Source organism: Peptostreptococcus sp. (assembly GCF_036639115.1).
Taxonomy (GTDB): domain Bacteria; phylum Bacillota; class Clostridia; order Peptostreptococcales; family Peptostreptococcaceae; genus Peptostreptococcus.
The window spans coordinates 452,984-470,814 of record NZ_JAVWJH010000002.1 but is presented as its reverse complement, the minus strand read 5'-3'; the positions used below and the strand labels follow the sequence as shown (position 1 = coordinate 470,814).

Sequence of the window (17,831 nt, the reverse complement as noted above, 5' to 3'; positions counted from 1 at the left end):
ATAATTTTTATTTATATAACTATTTCTATACAAAACATATAAATAAGGTAATAAAGAAAATAAGGTATAAATAGAAGATTTTTTTTGAGAATAATTTAATAAATTACTATAAATTACTTTTGATATGGTGTATAATGGACTTAATCGTATTATTTTTATATTGTGCATTGAAATAAAACAAAATAAAAACATCAAAAATATATACATATATACTGTTTTTATTCGAAAATAGTGTATGTGGTTTATTTTTTGTAGCATTTTAGCATAATATATAAATCTAGTGCGTAGGCATAAAGAATAGTATGATTATATTTTATTGTAAAAAAGTACAAGGGGGATATAGTGATGAGCTATAAGATAGTTGAAAAAAGACAACTAAACGAAGTTGTTTATTTAATGGATATTGAAGCTCCAAGAGTTGCTAAAGCTGCAAATCCTGGCCAGTTCGTTATAGTCATTATTGATGAAAAGGGAGAGAGAATTCCTTTGACAATAGCTGACTATGATGTAGAAAGAGGTACTGTAAGTATAGTTTTCCAGGTAGTTGGAGACTCAAGTACAAAATTAAGCAAGCTTGATGCAGGTGACAGTATTTCGGACTTCGTTGGTCCACTAGGTCAGCCAAGTGAATTTATTCATGAAGACATTGAGAACTTGAAGAAGAAAAATATTGTATTTATAGCTGGTGGTGTTGGAGCAGCTCCAGTATATCCACAAGTTAGATGGATGCATGAACATGGAATAGATGTAGATGTAATTATCGGTGCTAGAAGCAAGGATATAGTAATCTTTGAAGACAAGATGAGAACTGTTGCAAAGAACGTTTACATGTGTACAGATGATGGTACTTACGGATTCCACGGTAATGTAACTGTGTTACTTGAAGATTTGGTAAACAATCAGGGTAAGAAATACGATGAAGCAATAATAATCGGACCTATGATAATGATGAAGTTTGCATGTATGAGTACTAAGAAGCTTAATATACCTACTACTGTAAGTTTAAATACTATAATGGTAGACGGTACAGGTATGTGTGGTGCTTGTCGTGTAAGAATAGGTGATGAAATTAAGTTTGCATGTGTCGACGGTCCAGAGTTTGACGGATGGAAGGTTAATTTTGATGAAGCAATGAAGAGACAACAAATGTTTAAGAGTGAAGAAGGCAAGAAGGCTCTAAGAAAGAGTGACGGAGCGACTCACTCAAGCCCAGACTGTCAGATAGGGGGTGCTCACTAATGGCTATGTCACCAAAGGTTCCAGTAAGAGAACAAGATCCAAAGGTTAGAGCAACTAACTTTGAAGAAGTTTGTTATGGATACAATGAAGAAGAAGCAATGAAAGAAGCACAGAGATGTCTAAATTGTAAGAACCCTAAGTGTGTGGGTGGATGTCCAGTAAGTATAGATATACCTGCATTTATTCAGGAAGTAAAAGAAGGAAACTTTGAAGAAGCTGCTAAGGTAATTGCTAAGAGTAGTTCACTTCCAGCTGTATGTGGACGTGTGTGCCCACAGGAATCACAGTGTGAAGGTAGATGTATATTAGGTATAAAGGGTGAACCAGTATCAATTGGTAAGCTTGAAAGATTTGTTGCTGATTGGTCTAGAAAAAATAAGATAGATCTAAGTGGCGATATTAAGAGCAATGGAATCAAGGTTGCTGTAGTTGGTTCTGGACCATCAGGACTAGCTTGTGCAGGAGACTTGGCAAAATTAGGGTATGAAGTGACTATATTTGAAGCATTCCACAAAGCTGGTGGTGTTTTAACTTATGGTATACCAGAATTTAGACTTCCAAAGTCAGAAGTTGTTGATTATGAAGTAAACTCTATTGAAAAATTAGGAGTTAAGATAGAAACTAATGTAGTTGTTGGTAGAACTATGACTATAGAAGAAATGTTTGAAGATGAAGGATTCAAGGCAGTATTTATAGGCTCTGGAGCAGGTCTTCCATCATTTATGGGAATACCTGGTGAAAATGCAAACGGAGTACTTTCTGCAAATGAATTCTTAACAAGAGTAAATTTAATGAAGGCTTACAAGGATGACTACGATACTCCAATAAGAGTAGGTAAGCGTGTAGCTACAGTTGGTGGCGGAAACGTTGCTATGGATGCTGCAAGAACTGCACTTCGTTTAGGAGCAAAGTCTCATATAGTATATAGAAGAAGTGAAGAAGAACTTCCAGCAAGAGTTGAAGAAGTACATCATGCAAAGGAAGAAGGTATTGATTTTAATCTTCTAACTAATCCAAAGGAAATACTTGTTGATGAAAACGGTAACGTTTGTGGAATGACTTGTATTAGAATGGAACTTGGAGAACCAGATGCATCTGGAAGAAGAAGACCGGTAGAAATACCAGGATCTGAGTTTGATTTAGATGTAGATATGGTAATAATGTCACTTGGAACTAGACCAAACCCATTAATTGCTTCTACTACACCAGGTCTTGATATAAATAAGAGAAAATGTATAGTAGCTGATGATGAAGGATTAACTTCTTTAGAAGGTATCTATGCAGGTGGTGATACTGTAACAGGTGCTGCAACAGTTATCTCTGCTATGGGTGCTGGTAGATCAGCAGCCGCTGCTATGGATAAATATTTAAGAGAAAAATATTTATAAAGTAATTAGCTAAAATTATTACTTTATATTTTAAACAAATGAAATTTTGTTATGTTTACAAAAACAGGGTTCCCAAAATGGTAACCCTGTTTTTTTGAGCATTAATTATTCTTAAGTAAACTCAATGCTCAAAAACATACATATTTATATGTTCTTAGATATCAAAGGTAATATATACATACATAAATACATATGTATAGAAAGTCATTGATTTTAATAGATATAGTATTTATCCTTAATATGAGGCAATAGATGTTTGTAGTATTAAAATAAAAATAATAAAAAATGTAAAATTATTTAAAAAAATATATAAAAAAATATATAAAAAACAAAAAATAAAAATAAGACAGGAAACAGATAACTAGTGTGTTATTAAAGAAAAAAACAAAAAATAATATTAAAAAAACATTATTATGTAATATAAAAACTATTTTTAAAAAAGTTTTATATAGCTTGTTCTAGCTTTTTAATTGTTTGCCTGATTAAACACCATATGATATAATAAGAAGGTAATTAGCGGATTTTCACGTTAATTTTAGGATGCGAATACCTTTACAGGAGGTTAAAATGAATAAGAAAATTATTTCGATTATGGTATTGATATGTGCACTTACTCTATCAGGATGTGGATTTACAGAGTCAAGTGAATTAATGACTGGTGCGAGAAAATTTATTGAAAATGGTGAATACGATAAAGCAATGACTAATCTTTCTAAAGTACTAGATGAAGATGAATCCAATTCAGAAGCAAGAGGAATGTATTATCAAGCGATGAAGCTAAAGAAGGCTCAAAAATGTGAATCTCGTAAAGATTATGAACAGGAAATAAAGGAATTACAAGATTTATTAAATGATAATTCGGGATCTGCAAAAGTAAGAAGTCAAGCAGAAGAGATGTTAGCAAAGGCTCAAGAAGCACTAAAAAATCAGAAACGTGCAACAATTACTAGAAAAGAGAATGCAAAGAAAACAGCAGAGGAAAATAAAAATAATTACACAAGTGCCTCTATATATAGTTCCAATTTTTATAGTGATAAACAACAATATTCTTCAAAAAATAACAGTGAAGAAGATGATGACTCTGAAAAAACAACGGAAAAAAAGGATTATACAGAGAATTCAGGATCTGAGGACAAAGGTTACACAGGAAATTCAGGATCTAATAATAATTATGGAGGAAACTCCACAGGAACAAATACTCCACCTAGCACAGGTAACAATGGTGGGGCTAATACTGGTGGAAATACAGGAGGAAACACTGGTAGCGGTAACTATCAGGGTAATAATGGAAATACAGGACAGCAAGGCACAGGAAACACTAGTAGTGGGGGTCAAACACAGCCACAAACTGGACAAGGCGGCGTGAATTAGAAAAATTAATTATAATTAGAAAAGCTATTTCTTTTAGAGATAGCTTTTTATTAAGGGGATTTAAAATGAGAATAAATAAGTTTATAGCAAGATCAGGAATAGCATCAAGAAGAAAGGCTGAAGAATATATATTAGCTGGAAGAATAAAAGTGAATGGTAAGATAATGAAAGAACTAGCTTATCAGGTCGATGAAGATAATGACACTGTAGAATTTGATGGACAGACAATATCTAGAGAAAATGAAAAGAAGGTATATATTTTACTAAATAAACCAGAAGGATATATTACAACTGCAAAAGAGCAGTTTGGAAGAAAAAGTGTTATGGATCTAATTCCTAATGTGAAGGAAAGAGTGTACCCAGTGGGAAGGCTAGACTATGAGACTAGTGGATTACTACTTATGACAAATGATGGAGATCTTACATATAAATTGACACATCCGAGTCATGAATTTAATAAGACTTATATAGCTTCAGTAAGAGGAATACCTACAGCAAAAGAAATATCATCATTTGAAAATGGCTTAGAAATAGAAGATTATGTTACGGCAAAGGCAGAACTAAAGATATTAAAGACAAGCGAAGAGAAGAATTATTCTGTTTGTAAGGCTACAATACACGAAGGGCATAATAGACAGGTAAGAAGGATGTTTGAGGCAATTGATCATCCAGTGATGAATCTAAAGAGAATTGCATTGGGTGAAATACACTTAAATGATTTAAATCCTGGAGAGCATAGATCTCTAACTGAATCAGAGCTTAAATACTTGAAAAATCGTAAGTAATTATCCAAATAGAAATGGTTCTAGAAATAGAGGTGCACAATAGATGGAAGACTTTAATAATGTAAACAGCATAATAAAACTAATTGCAAAGAGTAAATTAAAAAATGGTGATACAGTACTAGATGCAACAGTGGGAAATGGAAATGATATATTATATTTGATGAAAATAGTTGGCGAAAATGGATTTGGATATGGTTTTGATATTCAAGAAGTTGCAGTAAAGAAAACTAGAAGGCTATTGGCAGAAAATGCTTATGAGAATAATAGTGAAATTATTTGTGATGGTCATGAAAATTTAAAACTATATATAAATAAAAAAATAGATTTTGCGGTCTTTAATTTAGGCTATCTACCAAAGGCGGACCATAGTATAATTACTAGGTCAGATACAACAATAGAAGCTATAAAATCCATAATGGATATCTTGTCCAAAACTTCTGTGATTGCTTTGGCATCTTATGTTGGACATGAAGGTGGGATGGAAGAGTTTTTGGCAGTTAAATCTTTTGTTCAAACTTTAGATCAAAAAAAATATAATGTATCGATATTTAATTTTTTAAACCAAAAAAATAGTCCCCCAAAGTTGATTATTATTGAAAAAAGAAAATAATTCATAGCAAAAGTAAAAAAAGAAAGAAAATTGATTATATTTGGTCAAATAATAAATAAATTTTTTTATATTAATCGCTTAAGGAATTGTCTATTCAATTGAAAATATTATATTATTGCTGTATAATGTTAATAGTGATAATTAAGTATTTTATATAAGGGGTCTTATTATATGAATGATGATGTAAATATAAATGAAAGTGATAGTCTTATGACTATTATGAAAGAAAAGTATAAAACAATGAGCAAGGGACAAAAATTGCTCGCAAATTATACTATGGAAAATTACCCAAAAGTTGCTTTTATGACAGCTTCAAGATTGGGAGATACTGTTGGAGTAAGTGAGTCTACAGTAGTAAGATTTGCTAATGCCTTAGGTTTTTCAGGATATCCTAAATTTCAGGATGCTCTGCAGGAATTAATAAAGACAAAGCTAACAACAGTAGAAAGAGTGGAGATGGCCAATAGGGATTATTCCACAGATTCTAAGATTCTAGAGAATGTATTGAAAGCAGATATTGATAACATTAAAGAAACGCTTGATACACTGGAAGAAAAATCGTACGAGAAGGCAGTAAATACAATTATTTCTGCAAAGAAGCTATATATAATGGGGTTAAGAAGTTCTATATATGTAGCAAAATATCTGGGTTATTACTTAAATTATATATTAGATGATGTAATAATTGTGAGAATGGATATGGGTGAGCCCGTAGAACAGATGATAAAACTTGGAGAAGGAGATGTTTTAATAGCAATAAGTTTTCCAAGATATTCAAAAAAGACCCTACAAGTAGCAGAGTTTGCTAAAGAAAGAGGAGCCAAAGTAATAGCACTTACAGATAGCTATAACGCTCCTACAGCAAAAATTTCAGATGTAATAGTAACAGTGAAGAATAATATGGTTTCATTCGTAGACTCTCTTGTTCCAGCATTCAGCGTGGCAAATGCTCTGGTAATCGGAGTAGCTATGAGAGAAAAAGAAGATATAATGTCATATTTTAATGAATTAGAAGATATCTGGGAAAAATTTGAAATATATGAGTAAATACTATAGTAACCTAATATGTTGATACCATATTGGGTTACTTTACTTTAAAGAGATATATTGATATGGTATTTATTGTAATAAGATCGATATATCTTTAAAATGATGAAAAAATAGGGAGGCAAGATGAATACATATTACTTAGTGAGACACGGACAAACTGTGTGGAATACTTTGGGTCAGACACAGGGTCATGGAAACTCTCCACTCACAGAACTAGGAGAAAAACAAGCAAGTGAGTTGGCAGAGGCATTAAAGAGTTATCCTATAGATACTATATATTGTAGTGATTTGGGAAGAGCTGTTCAAACTGCAGAAATAGTAGGTGAAAAATTAGATATTGAAGTTAGACCAACAAATCTTCTTAGAGAGATGGGATTTGGTATATGGGAAGGCATGCCACTAAAAAAAATAGAAAAAATATATCCAGATACTTTTAGAATGTGGAGAGAAGAGCCAGATAAAGTTCATATACCTGAGGGAGAGGCTCTATCTGTTGTAAAGGACAGAACTGAGGAGCTTATAAAAACACTGAATGATAAATATGATAATAGACATATACTATTGGTATCTCATTCAGTAACTGTAAGGGTGATGCTTTTAGATTTTCTTGAATCACATGTTAGAAACTTATACAGAATTAAACAGGATAATACAGCTTTAAATATAGTTGAATATAGAAGCTATGGTCCTGTAATTATGAAAATGAATGATACAAGACATCTAAAAACGGATAAAAATAAAGGCTCTAATGAAAAAATGAGTGCTTTGGAATAAATTGGAGAATATAGTAAATGTTAAAAAATTATGATATTGCAATTTTGGGTGCTGGACCAGCAGGTATAATGGCGGGGCTCTCTGCAAGAAAAATAGATAAAAATGCCAAAATTTGTATAGTTGATTCTAATAATAATATTGCTAGCAAGCTTAGACTTACTGGCGGGGGTAGATGTAACTTTACGAATAATAAAGATATCTCTGTGTTTTTTGATAATGTAGTAAGAAATAGTAAGTTTTTATATTCAGCTTTGTATTCATTTTCAAATGAGGACTTAAAAACTTTTATAAAAGCTAGCGGATTAGAGTATATTGTAGAAGATGACAATGATGATAAAGTATACTTAAAGAGTGGTAAATCTATGGACTTGATCGAAGTTTTAAACTTACAGCTAAGAAACTCAGGAATAGACTTTATAGGTAAAACAAAAATAAAAGAGTTGGATTTAAAAAGCAGAAAAATATTTTCAGATGATTTAATAATAGAGGCTAATACTATTATCATAGCTTCAGGTGCATGTAGCTATCCTCAGACAGGATCAGATGGCTCTATTATGAAACTGCTCTCTAATAAAGGGTATAATATAATAAAGCCAGTCTCAGCATTGGCACCAATGGATATAAAAGAAAGTTGGGTAAAGGATATTCCGGGTATTTCACTTCAGAATATACAAATAAAAGTATTAAAACTAGGTGTCAAAAATAAATCAGGTGTCAAAAGTAATAGTCAAAATGTGAAACATAAAAAAGTGGCTGAATTATTTGGTGATATTGTTTTTACTCATAAAGGAATTGGGGGACCCGCTGCTTTGAAAGCATCATCTTATATAAATAGAGATATAAGTGGATCAAGTTTGGAACTTGATTTTATACCATATATAAATAGAGAAGCCCTTCTTGACATGGTAAAAAGCAATCCTAAAAAAACAATTCCGAGTAACTTAAAAGAACTTTTTCCAAACAATTTTTTAAAAAGAATTCTTGAAAAATGTAATGATGAGTCAGAAGGTCAATTTGATTTTTTAAATGACTATTCTGCAAATCTTTCAAATAAAAACTTTGAAATACTATACGAATCACTTAAGGGAGCAAAAATAACTCCAACAGCTTTAGCTGATTTAGAAAGGGCAACTATTACTTCAGGTGGAATTGACGTTAAAAATATTAACTCAAGCACTTTAGAATCAAATATTGACCCCAATATATACTTTGCAGGAGAACTTATAGATATAGATGCCTTGACGGGAGGATACAATTTACAGATAGCTTTCTCTACAGGATATCTAGCAGGTGTTAGTGCGGCAGAAAATTTAAAAAATAGTTAAGGATAACTACAGAATATAACTATAATATATAACTATTAGAAATAAGCTTTTATGGAAATAAGCTTTTATTTCAGATTAAATTCAATATAGAAAGAATGGAGAAATAAATGGAAAATCTAATAATAGCGATAGACGGACCAGCTGGTGCAGGTAAGAGTACAATATCTAAATTGGTATCTAAGAGACTGGATATAAGTTATTTGGATACTGGGGCTATGTACAGAGCTGTTACATATAAATGCATAATAGAAGGTATAAATACTGATGATGAAAAGGAAGTAATAAAGGTTTGTGAATCATCAGATGTTGACTTTAGAGATAATCAAATTTACTTAGATGGCAAAAATGTAGATGTAGAGGTAAGAAAACAAGAAGTTTCATCAAAGGTTTCCAATGTGGCAAAAGTAAAAAGAGTTCGTGAATTGATGGTTAAAAGACAAAGAGAAATAGGCTCTAAAAACGATGTTATACTGGATGGAAGAGATGTTGGAACATGTATATTTCCAAATGCTAAGTATAAATTCTATCTTTCTGCTTCACCTGAAGAAAGAGGAAGAAGAAGATTTGAAGAAATGAAAGCTAAAGGAGAAAATGTAGTTTTAGAAGAGATAATAAGAGATATAGAAAGAAGAGATAAAATAGATTCTACAAGAGAGGTCTCACCACTTATGAAAGCAGAGGATGCTATAGAAATAGATTCAACATCTATGAGCATAAATGAGGTGGTGGACTACATTATAGATGTAGTTGAATCGGATAAGATAAAATAGATAGGGTGGTAAGATGAAATTTTATAATTTTGTATGTGGAATACTGAGAGGTTTTTCTAAGGTATTTTTTAGAATGGAAGTAACTGGTCGAGAGAATATTCCTGATGAAGGGAATCTAATAATAGTGGCCAATCACAAAAGTATTCTAGATCCAGTATTTATGATGGCTTCAGTAAGAAATAGAAGAATAATACCGGTTGCAAAAAAAGAGTTATTTAAAGTACCTGTTTTAAGGTTGATATTAAAGAAATTAGAAGTAATACCTATTGATAGAGAAAATCCAGGGCTATCAACAATCAAGGGAATATTAAAACAAATTAAAAGCGGAAGAATTTTGGGCATATTCCCAGAAGGAACAAGAAGTGAAACTGAAAAATTTTTACCCGCAAAGCCAGGAGTTGCATTATTTGCTATTAAAACTAAAGCAAATGTATTGCCTATGAGTATAATCAGTACATATAGACCTTTCTCTAAAGTAAAGGTAGTGATAGGAGAAGCTATAGATATGACGGAATATAATACTAGAAAAGTTGATAAGAAAGAATATCAAGGAATAGCTCAAAATATGATGGATGTTGTGGAAAAAAATTATATAGAAAATAAAAATGGTATTAAAAAATAGTTTCATTGTAAACAGAGTACTTATTGATATAAAAAGGAATAATATAAATATTTATTTTTATAAATATAACAACTTTATTTAAGTATTCGAATAAACTATTAAAAATATAATTAGTAGTTATCATATAGCTAATAAACTTTTAAAAGGCTACATAACTGAAATTGAGCTTAAAAAGTAACTAAATGGGTAAAATACTATTAAAATAATTTTTAAAGGCTGTAACCGCTAATGAAGGGATAGTAGATAGCATGAAAAAAGTAATAATTGCTGATAAAGCAGGCTTTTGTTTCGGAGTAAAGCGAGCAATGAATATAGCATATAATGAGTTAGAAGAAAAAAATGATATGGATGTATATGCTTTGGGCCCACTTATTCATAATAGACAAGCAGTAGCAAAATATGAAGAAAGAGGCTTGATTACTGTTGATGAAATAGAAGAGATAGAAATTAAGGAAAATATAGAAATGATAATAAGGTCTCATGGTGTAGCAAAAAAAGTATATGATGAGGCTCAAGCTAGAGGAATAGAAATTGTAGATACAACTTGTCCTTTTGTCAAAAAAATTCACGATATAGTAAAAAAGAGTGAAGAGGATAAAAATACAATTATTCTTTTAGGAGACAAAAATCATCCAGAAGTAATAGGTATTAATGGATGGTGCAAGGATAGTGCACTAATATTTAAGGAGTTAGAGGATGTATTAAAGCATGAATTTGACTATGATAAAAAATATGTGGTAGTATCTCAAACAACTATGAATGAAGAAAACTTCGAAAAGATAATAGCTTATTTAGAATCACTTGATCTTGAGTTAGATATTAAAAACACTATATGCTCTGCTACAAGAGTTAGACAACAGTCTGCTAGAGAGCTGTCTGCTAAGGTGGATGTAATGGTAGTAATCGGAGGAAAACATAGTTCAAATACTCAAAAGCTTGTAAATATATGTAAAGAGATAGGAAATACTGTATCAATAGAAACAAGGTCAGATTTGTATGATGTAGACTTTTCAAATTACGAAACAATCGGTGTTACTGCGGGGGCATCTACTCCTGATTGGATAATACACGAATCAATTGAATATTTGGAGAAGCTATAGTAATAACAGTCAAGGGGTGAGAAAATGAATAATAACAGTAATGATAGTAATAACAACAATAACGATAAAAAGCCAAATTCCAGTTTTATTTGGTTTTATGGTATTTTATTAATTTTCATACTGATATTAAATAGTATATTTATACCGGGTATGGAAAAAAAGAAGGCTGAAGAGGTCGGATATAGTACATTTATAGAAATGCTTGAAGATAAGAAAGTAAAGGATGTAACTATAGATGATAAAAAGATTAGATTCACTAGTAATAAGAAAGACGATAATAAGTCTTATATAACAGGCGTAGTAAATGACCCTGATTTGGTAAAAGAGCTAGAAAAATCAGGAACAAACTATAAACAGGAAATACCATCAGAAAATACCCCAATTTTTTACTTTATATTAACTTGGGTATTGCCATTCTTCTTCTTCTGGATGATAGGAAGATTCTTACTAAGAAGTATGGGCAAGAAAATGGGTGGATCAGGCGGAATGATGTCGTTTGGTAAAAGTAATGCTAAGCTATATGTAAAGTCTACAGGAATTACTTTTGACGATGTTGCAGGTCAGGATGAAGCTAAGGAAGCCTTAAACGAAATAGTAGATTTCCTTCATGATCCACAAAAGTATACATCAATTGGTGCAAAAATGCCTACAGGAGCATTATTAGTAGGACCTCCAGGTACAGGTAAAACTTTGTTAGCTAAAGCTGTTGCTGGAGAAGCTGAAGTTCCATTTTTCTCAATATCTGGTTCAGAGTTCGTTGAGATGTTCGTAGGTATGGGAGCTTCAAGAGTAAGAGATTTGTTCAAACAGGCAAAAGAAAAAGCACCGAGTATAGTATTTATTGATGAGATAGATGCTATAGGTAAAAAGAGAGATTCTAACTTTGGTGGTAATGATGAAAGAGAACAAACACTAAATCAGTTACTAAGTGAGATGGATGGCTTTGAGGATGGAATAGGTGTTGTAATATTAGCAGCTACTAATAGACCAGAATCTTTAGATAAAGCCCTACTAAGACCAGGTAGATTTGATAGAAGAGTACCAGTAGAGCTACCAGATGTGAATGGAAGAGAATCTATATTAAAGGTACATGCCAAAAATGTAAGTAAGTCAGACGATATAGATTACAATCAAGTTGCAAGAGCCACTTCAGGAGCATCAGGTGCAGAACTTGCTAATATAGTAAATGAAGCAGCACTAAGAGCTGTTCGAATGGGAAGAAAAGAAGTAATACAGGAAGACTTGGAAGAGTCAGTTGAAACAGTAATCGCAGGATATCAGAGAAAGGGTGCAGTAATCAATGAAGACGAAAAGAAGATTATTGCATACCATGAGGTAGGACACGCTTTGGTAGCTGCAAGTGGAAAACACTCTGCTCCTGTACATAAGATTACAATAATACCTAGAACATCAGGGGCATTAGGCTATACTATGCAGCTAGATGAGGTAGAAAAGGTACTTATGACCAAAGATGAAGCATTAGATAAGATTACTACGTATACAGGTGGTAGAGCCGCTGAAGAGGTTATATTTAAAACTAAAACTTCAGGAGCTTCAAATGATATAGAAATGGCAACAAAGATTGCGAGAGCGATGATTACTAGATTCGGTATGGATGAAAAATTCGGAATGGTGGCACTTGAAACGGTCAATAATGCATATTTAGGTGGGGATGCTTCTTTAGCTTGCTCTCCTGAAACTTCTACTATTATAGATAACTCTGTAATCAAGATAGTAAATGAGTGTCATACAAAGGCTGTAAGTATATTAAATGAAAATATAGAAAAGCTACATGAGATATCTGCATACCTATTGAAAAATGAAACAATAACAGGTGAAGAATTTATGGATATATTGGATAGTAAGTATGAAATTACTCCAAAGCCAGTGCTTCCATCAGATGAAGAATCACCTGAAGAAAATATAGGCGGTGCAGAAGATGAAACTCTTTAATAAAAAAGAAGAAAAAGTAACAATAATTAAGAATGATCGAAAAATAACTGAAGAAGACCTAGTTGGAAAGAATTATGAGTACTATAAACCCATATTTGAAATATTTAAAAAGGAAGGTAAAACAAAAAGTTTTAATTTACAAGCGCTATTATTTGCACCATTTTGGTATGTTTATAGAAAGATGACATACAAGGGAGCTATTATAATAGGTATTCAGGCTTGTTTAGCAACAGTAGCATACTTTTTAAAGACACCTCTATGGATTTCAATATATGTACTATCCTTTCTAATTTATTTGAGAACAGGATTTTATGGAAACTATGATTACTATAAAAGAATAGTAGACTTGAAAGAAGATTCTAATCATATAGATGATAAGTACAAAGATAGATTCCTAAAGGATAAATCTAGTGCGGATTTACATATGACTATCTGTTGGATAGTTGGAACAGTTATAATATTTGCTATGGCACTGTTTTTATAAAAGGAGAGATTGATTAATGGCAAAGTTATATTTTTACTATGGAGTAATGGGCAGCTCTAAGACAGCGAATGCCTTGATGGTACATTATAACTACCATGAAAGAGGTAAAAAATCTCTTTTGGTAAAGGCAGATCTTGATATGAGGGATGGAAGGCATAAAATTAAATCGAGAATAGGACTTGAGCATGAGTGTGAGCTATTGTCAAATTTTATGAAGTATTCAAAAGAAGAAATAAAAAATTACGACTGTATAATTGTTGATGAAATTCAGTTTGCGACTAAAGAACAAATAGATTTTCTGTCAGATATTGTAGATATGCTGTCTATACCAGTAATGTGTTACGGGCTTAGGGCAGATTTTAAGAATTGTTTATTTGAAGGTTCTGAAAGACTTATTACAATAGCTGATGAGATACATGAAGTGAAAACTGTGTGTTGGTGTGGATCAAAGGCAACTTGCAACGCAAGGTATAACGAAAAGGGCATAATCCGAGAGGGAGAGCAAATAGAGTTAGGAGCAAATGATAAATACACAGCGCTTTGCAGAAAACATTATAAAGAAGGTAATTTTGGTGATAAAATAAAATAAAATCAATAGAAAAGCTACCATATATATGGTAGCTTTTTAGTTATAAACTATTAACTTTTTAGTTATTATATTACTCTAAATACACCTGTAACAGTTCCCATTATGCTTACTTCATCAGCTTCAAATACCATTGGCTCATAAAGGGCATTTTCAGGCTTTAATACAATTTTATCGCCTTTTTTTAGAAAAGTTTTGACAGTTGAGGTATCCTCATTGACAAGTGCAACTACAATTTTACCGTCAGTTGGGTTAATTTGTGATGAGTCAACAATGATATAGTCTCTATTCATAATACCAACATCGATCATACTATCTCCTTTGACACGTAGCATGAAGCACTCTTGACCTTTTACATGTGAAGATGGAAGAGTCATATATTCTTCTATGTTTTCTTCAGCGAAGATAGGTTCACCTGCTGCTATTTGACCTACTATAGGAATATTGATTGTTTCAGAGTTATATCCAACTGTATTTTCAGAAGTAATTCCTTTGCTCAATATTTCTATGGCTCTTGGCTTTGTAGCGTCTTTTCTAATATAATCAAATCTTTCTAACCTATTTAAAATATTAAATACAGTAGAGGTTGATTTAATATCTAATTTCTTACAAATTTCTCTTACTGAAGGTGGGTATCCCTTTGCTCCACTATGTTCTTTGATATACTCAAGTACTAAAATCTCTTTCGCTTTTAAATCCTCATACATAATTTATCCCTCATTCCATTATAATGAGTATATTATATCACGATGTGAACGTATGTTCAAGGACTGAATAATAAATATAATTGATAAAATAACTTTATTTATATAAAAAACAAAAGCTTTAATCTTCTCTTTTCTTTCCAAGTGCATGATCATCATCTAGCCAGTCAAAATTTTCTACTATATCACGCTTTAAATTTTTCCTGTGTGCAGCATATAACTGTGTAGTAGTAACATTATCATGATCCAAAAGGTTTTGAACGTCATATATAGAGAAACCTGTTTGAATAAGTGATGTAGCAGCGGTTGCACGTAGTTTATGTGGACTATAACCTCGATTTCTATCTGTTTTCATACCTATAGAAGTGTATTTTTTTACTAGAGCCCTTATAGACTTTGCAGACATTCTCTTCTTTTGAAGAGATAAGAACAAAGCATCTTCATATTCTTCTTGTATTTGATCATCTTTTGGTCTTTCAAATTCAATATATTCCTTTACCACTTTTTCACATGCATCGTTGATAGGCATCAAAACTTCTTTACCTCTTTTTCTATATATTACAAATTCTCCTCTAGAAAAGTTGAATGAAGATATATTTAATTCTCTAAGTTCATTGAGTCTAAGACCATAAGTTACAAATAGTACTAGTATAGCTCTGTCTCTTAACTTAGTTTTCATCCAATATTCTTTTTCTTTATCAGTAAGACCAGCCCCGCTTTCAACAGCTTCTAACATAACAGAAACTTCATCAATTGCAAGTCTTTTTATGGCATCTGGTTGCGGTTTTGGCAATTTTATAGGGTTAAATCCACTTGTAATATCTTCACTGACTTGTTCATTTCTAAATAAAAATTTAAAGAGAGTAGATATAGAAGATTTTTTCCTTGCTAGAGCCTTATTATTATTTTCAAATAATACTCTCTCGTCATTTATTTCCTTATAGTATCTATTGCAATAATCACCCAAGAATAAATTGACATCTCTTGCCTTGATTTCACTAAATTCTTCTAGAGTGATATCTTTTGCATGTTCTGCATTGGTAAATAGATCAGTTCCAATAAGGTAGTCGCAAAAGAACTTTATATCATGAAGATAAGCTCTTCTAGTAGTGGGTGCTACAGAACCCCTTAGATAAACGAAATAGTCTCTCATAAAATGTGGTAGTTCAGATTCTATATGTTCACACTCTTCTATAACCGTATTGTCACGTATTACAATATTATCTGGTCTAGACGATTTATTATTAATTTTTCTTACCATAATTAGCCTCCTTATAATATATCTATATACTATATTATAACAAATATCTATAGATAAGCTAAGTTTTAATAAATAAGTAAAGGGCTAAGAATTAATTCTTAGCCCTTTACTTATTTATTAAAACTATTTATTTTCACTATTTACTACATTCACATTAATTGGATTATTTACTAAATTAACGTCTATCTTCAAATCTTCCTTTTTCATTTTTCCGTATGCAATAAAACAAAGTATCATAGGAATAATTACGAACATAAAATATACTAAAAATAATACCATTGCAACTGCGTATAGTATTCCTGCTGTAAGAACAAAACCTCTTTTATTCATAAGGTAGCCCATTATATTAAATAATACTGCTATCATTGTGCAGATAAGGTGTGGTAATACTAGCATAACAGCAATACCTTTTCCGATGGTTTCTGCTGTTTCTGCTGTTTCTGCTATTCCACCTGCAAAATATGAAATGATATAAACTAAATAACCAATTCCTAATATCATTGCAATTAATGCTAATTTACTTTTTTTTGACTTTTCAACCATTTTAAACCTCCAATAATATATATTATACTATATTAATTGTATCATATTTAAAGAGTAATGTAATGATAAGTCAAATATATTATATTAATTTTTTTAAAGAGATATTTTTTATAAATATAATTAATCGCTCTTATTTTCTTAAATTAAACAAAATAATGATAATTTATTGTATAATAGTGATAGCAACAAAATAAATTAAATCGTTAGGAGGAAGTTATGTTTAGATTTGAAAATGATTATGCAGAGGGATGCATTAAAGAAATATTAGATGAGCTTGTCAGAACTAATTATGAACAATCACCTGGATATAGAGCAGATAAGTATTGCGAGTCTGCAGCGGCTAAAATTCAAGAGGCCTGTAAAAAAGATGTAGATGTTCATTTCTTAGTAGGAGGAACACAAGCAAATATGATTGTACTTGATGCAGTATTAAGACCACATCAAGGTGTAGTATCTCCAATATTGGGGCATGTGAATGTTCATGAGGTGGGAGCTATAGAAGGAAGAGGACATAAGGTAATAACTATATCTAATGATGATGAAAAGCTAGATAGTGAATCCAAAATATCTTCACTTGCTTTAGATAAATATTTAAGTGATTTCTTTAATAAGGGAGATTGGCACAAGGCACAACCTGGTGCAGTTTATATTTCTCACCCAACTGAAAGAGGAGCACTCTATACAAGAGAAGAATTAATCAATATAAAGAATGTATGTGAGAAATTTGATTTACCGTTATTTTTAGATGGGGCAAGACTGGCATATGCACTTTCTTCTGATGAAAATGATATAAGCTTAAAGGACTTGGCAAATTATACAGATATGTTCTATATAGGTGGGACAAAGTGTGGAGCAATGTTTGGTGAAGCAGTATGTTTTACTAATGACAAATACAATAGAGATTTTAATTGTATATCAAAACATAATGGTGGAGTATTAGCAAAGGGTAGAATGTTAGGGATACAATTTGATACTTTGTTTACTGATAATAACTATACAAATAAGTGTAAAAATGCATATAAATATGCTATGAGAATAAAGAAGGCTTTTGAAGATAAAAATGTAGAATTTTTAGTTGAATCATATACAAACCAACAATTTCCTATATTGACTATAGATCAGCAAAACAAATTAAAAGAAAAAAATATTAGTTTTAATATTGAATCTGATATTGATGAAGATAAAAATGCAGTTAGATTTTGTAGTAGTTGGGCAACAACAGAAGAGGCAGTTAAGGCCTTGGAAGCTGCAATAGGAGGTATGTAA

General features: G+C 31.5%; 18 protein-coding genes. 15 read left to right on the top strand and 3 right to left on the bottom strand.

Annotated features, from left to right (window positions below; genetic code table 11):
- Positions 1-345 precede the first annotated feature (345 nt).
- The 14 genes from RR561_RS04265 (at position 346) to RR561_RS04200 (ending at position 14,060) form a co-directional block, all read left to right on the top strand.
- Positions 346-1,239, top strand: coding sequence for a sulfide/dihydroorotate dehydrogenase-like FAD/NAD-binding protein (locus RR561_RS04265; RefSeq protein ID WP_332506240.1), 894 nt, complete (start codon positions 346-348; stop codon positions 1,237-1,239).
- Entirely contained in the window at positions 1,239-2,627 is a 1,389-nt protein-coding gene (gene gltA / locus RR561_RS04260; RefSeq protein ID WP_332506238.1) for an NADPH-dependent glutamate synthase, read from the top strand. Before RR561_RS04265 ends, gltA begins: the two co-directional genes overlap by 1 nt.
- A 567-nt stretch (positions 2,628-3,194) precedes the next feature.
- Entirely contained in the window at positions 3,195-3,998 is an 804-nt protein-coding gene (locus tag RR561_RS04255; RefSeq protein WP_332506236.1) for a tetratricopeptide repeat protein, read from the top strand.
- A 65-nt stretch (positions 3,999-4,063) separates the two neighbouring features.
- Entirely contained in the window at positions 4,064-4,783 is a 720-nt protein-coding gene (locus tag RR561_RS04250) for a pseudouridine synthase (protein WP_332506234.1), read from the top strand.
- 43 nt (positions 4,784-4,826) lie between these two features.
- Positions 4,827-5,393, top strand: coding sequence for a class I SAM-dependent methyltransferase (locus RR561_RS04245; RefSeq protein ID WP_332506233.1), 567 nt, complete (start codon positions 4,827-4,829; stop codon positions 5,391-5,393).
- Between the two features lie 171 nt (positions 5,394-5,564).
- Positions 5,565-6,440, top strand: a complete 876-nt coding sequence (locus RR561_RS04240) for a MurR/RpiR family transcriptional regulator (protein WP_332506231.1) — start codon at positions 5,565-5,567, stop codon at positions 6,438-6,440.
- A 126-nt stretch (positions 6,441-6,566) separates the two neighbouring features.
- Positions 6,567-7,217, top strand: coding sequence for a histidine phosphatase family protein (locus RR561_RS04235; RefSeq protein ID WP_332506229.1), 651 nt, complete (start codon positions 6,567-6,569; stop codon positions 7,215-7,217).
- A 17-nt stretch (positions 7,218-7,234) separates the two neighbouring features.
- Entirely contained in the window at positions 7,235-8,542 is a 1,308-nt protein-coding gene (locus RR561_RS04230) for an NAD(P)/FAD-dependent oxidoreductase (protein ID WP_332506228.1), read from the top strand.
- Between the two features lie 107 nt (positions 8,543-8,649).
- Complete coding sequence (gene cmk, locus RR561_RS04225) at positions 8,650-9,312, top strand: (d)CMP kinase (RefSeq protein ID WP_332506227.1); 663 nt, start codon at positions 8,650-8,652, stop codon at positions 9,310-9,312.
- Between the two features lie 13 nt (positions 9,313-9,325).
- Complete coding sequence (locus RR561_RS04220; protein WP_332506226.1) at positions 9,326-9,934, top strand: lysophospholipid acyltransferase family protein; 609 nt, start codon at positions 9,326-9,328, stop codon at positions 9,932-9,934.
- Between the two features lie 248 nt (positions 9,935-10,182).
- The gene (gene ispH / locus RR561_RS04215; RefSeq protein ID WP_332506224.1) at positions 10,183-11,034 is read left to right on the top strand and encodes a 4-hydroxy-3-methylbut-2-enyl diphosphate reductase; all 852 of its coding nucleotides are present in this window, start codon (positions 10,183-10,185) and stop codon (positions 11,032-11,034) included.
- Between the two features lie 24 nt (positions 11,035-11,058).
- Positions 11,059-12,987, top strand: coding sequence for an ATP-dependent zinc metalloprotease FtsH (gene ftsH, locus RR561_RS04210; RefSeq protein WP_332506223.1), 1,929 nt, complete (start codon positions 11,059-11,061; stop codon positions 12,985-12,987).
- Positions 12,974-13,471, top strand: a complete 498-nt coding sequence (locus tag RR561_RS04205; RefSeq protein ID WP_332506221.1) for a DUF2628 domain-containing protein — start codon at positions 12,974-12,976, stop codon at positions 13,469-13,471. The genes ftsH and RR561_RS04205 overlap by 14 nt, the downstream gene beginning before the upstream one ends.
- A 16-nt stretch (positions 13,472-13,487) precedes the next feature.
- A complete protein-coding gene (locus RR561_RS04200; protein ID WP_332506219.1) occupies positions 13,488-14,060 on the top strand; it encodes a thymidine kinase in 573 nt (190 codons plus the stop codon).
- Positions 14,061-14,125: 65 nt separating this feature from the next.
- Here RR561_RS04200 and lexA read toward each other — a convergent pair whose 3' ends face one another.
- From lexA to RR561_RS04185, 3 genes are all read right to left on the bottom strand, one after another.
- Positions 14,126-14,764: a transcriptional repressor LexA gene (lexA, locus tag RR561_RS04195; RefSeq protein ID WP_332506218.1), complete on the bottom strand. Its 639-nt coding sequence runs from the start codon at positions 14,762-14,764 to the stop codon at positions 14,126-14,128.
- Between the two features lie 118 nt (positions 14,765-14,882).
- The gene (locus RR561_RS04190) at positions 14,883-16,022 is read right to left on the bottom strand and encodes a tyrosine-type recombinase/integrase (RefSeq protein WP_332506216.1); all 1,140 of its coding nucleotides are present in this window, start codon (positions 16,020-16,022) and stop codon (positions 14,883-14,885) included.
- Positions 16,023-16,145: 123 nt separating this feature from the next.
- Positions 16,146-16,565, bottom strand: a complete 420-nt coding sequence (locus RR561_RS04185; RefSeq protein WP_332506215.1) for a hypothetical protein — start codon at positions 16,563-16,565, stop codon at positions 16,146-16,148.
- A gap of 216 nt (positions 16,566-16,781) precedes the next feature.
- Between RR561_RS04185 and RR561_RS04180 the strand changes: the two genes are divergently transcribed.
- Positions 16,782-17,831: a threonine aldolase family protein gene (locus RR561_RS04180; RefSeq protein WP_332506213.1), complete on the top strand. Its 1,050-nt coding sequence runs from the start codon at positions 16,782-16,784 to the stop codon at positions 17,829-17,831.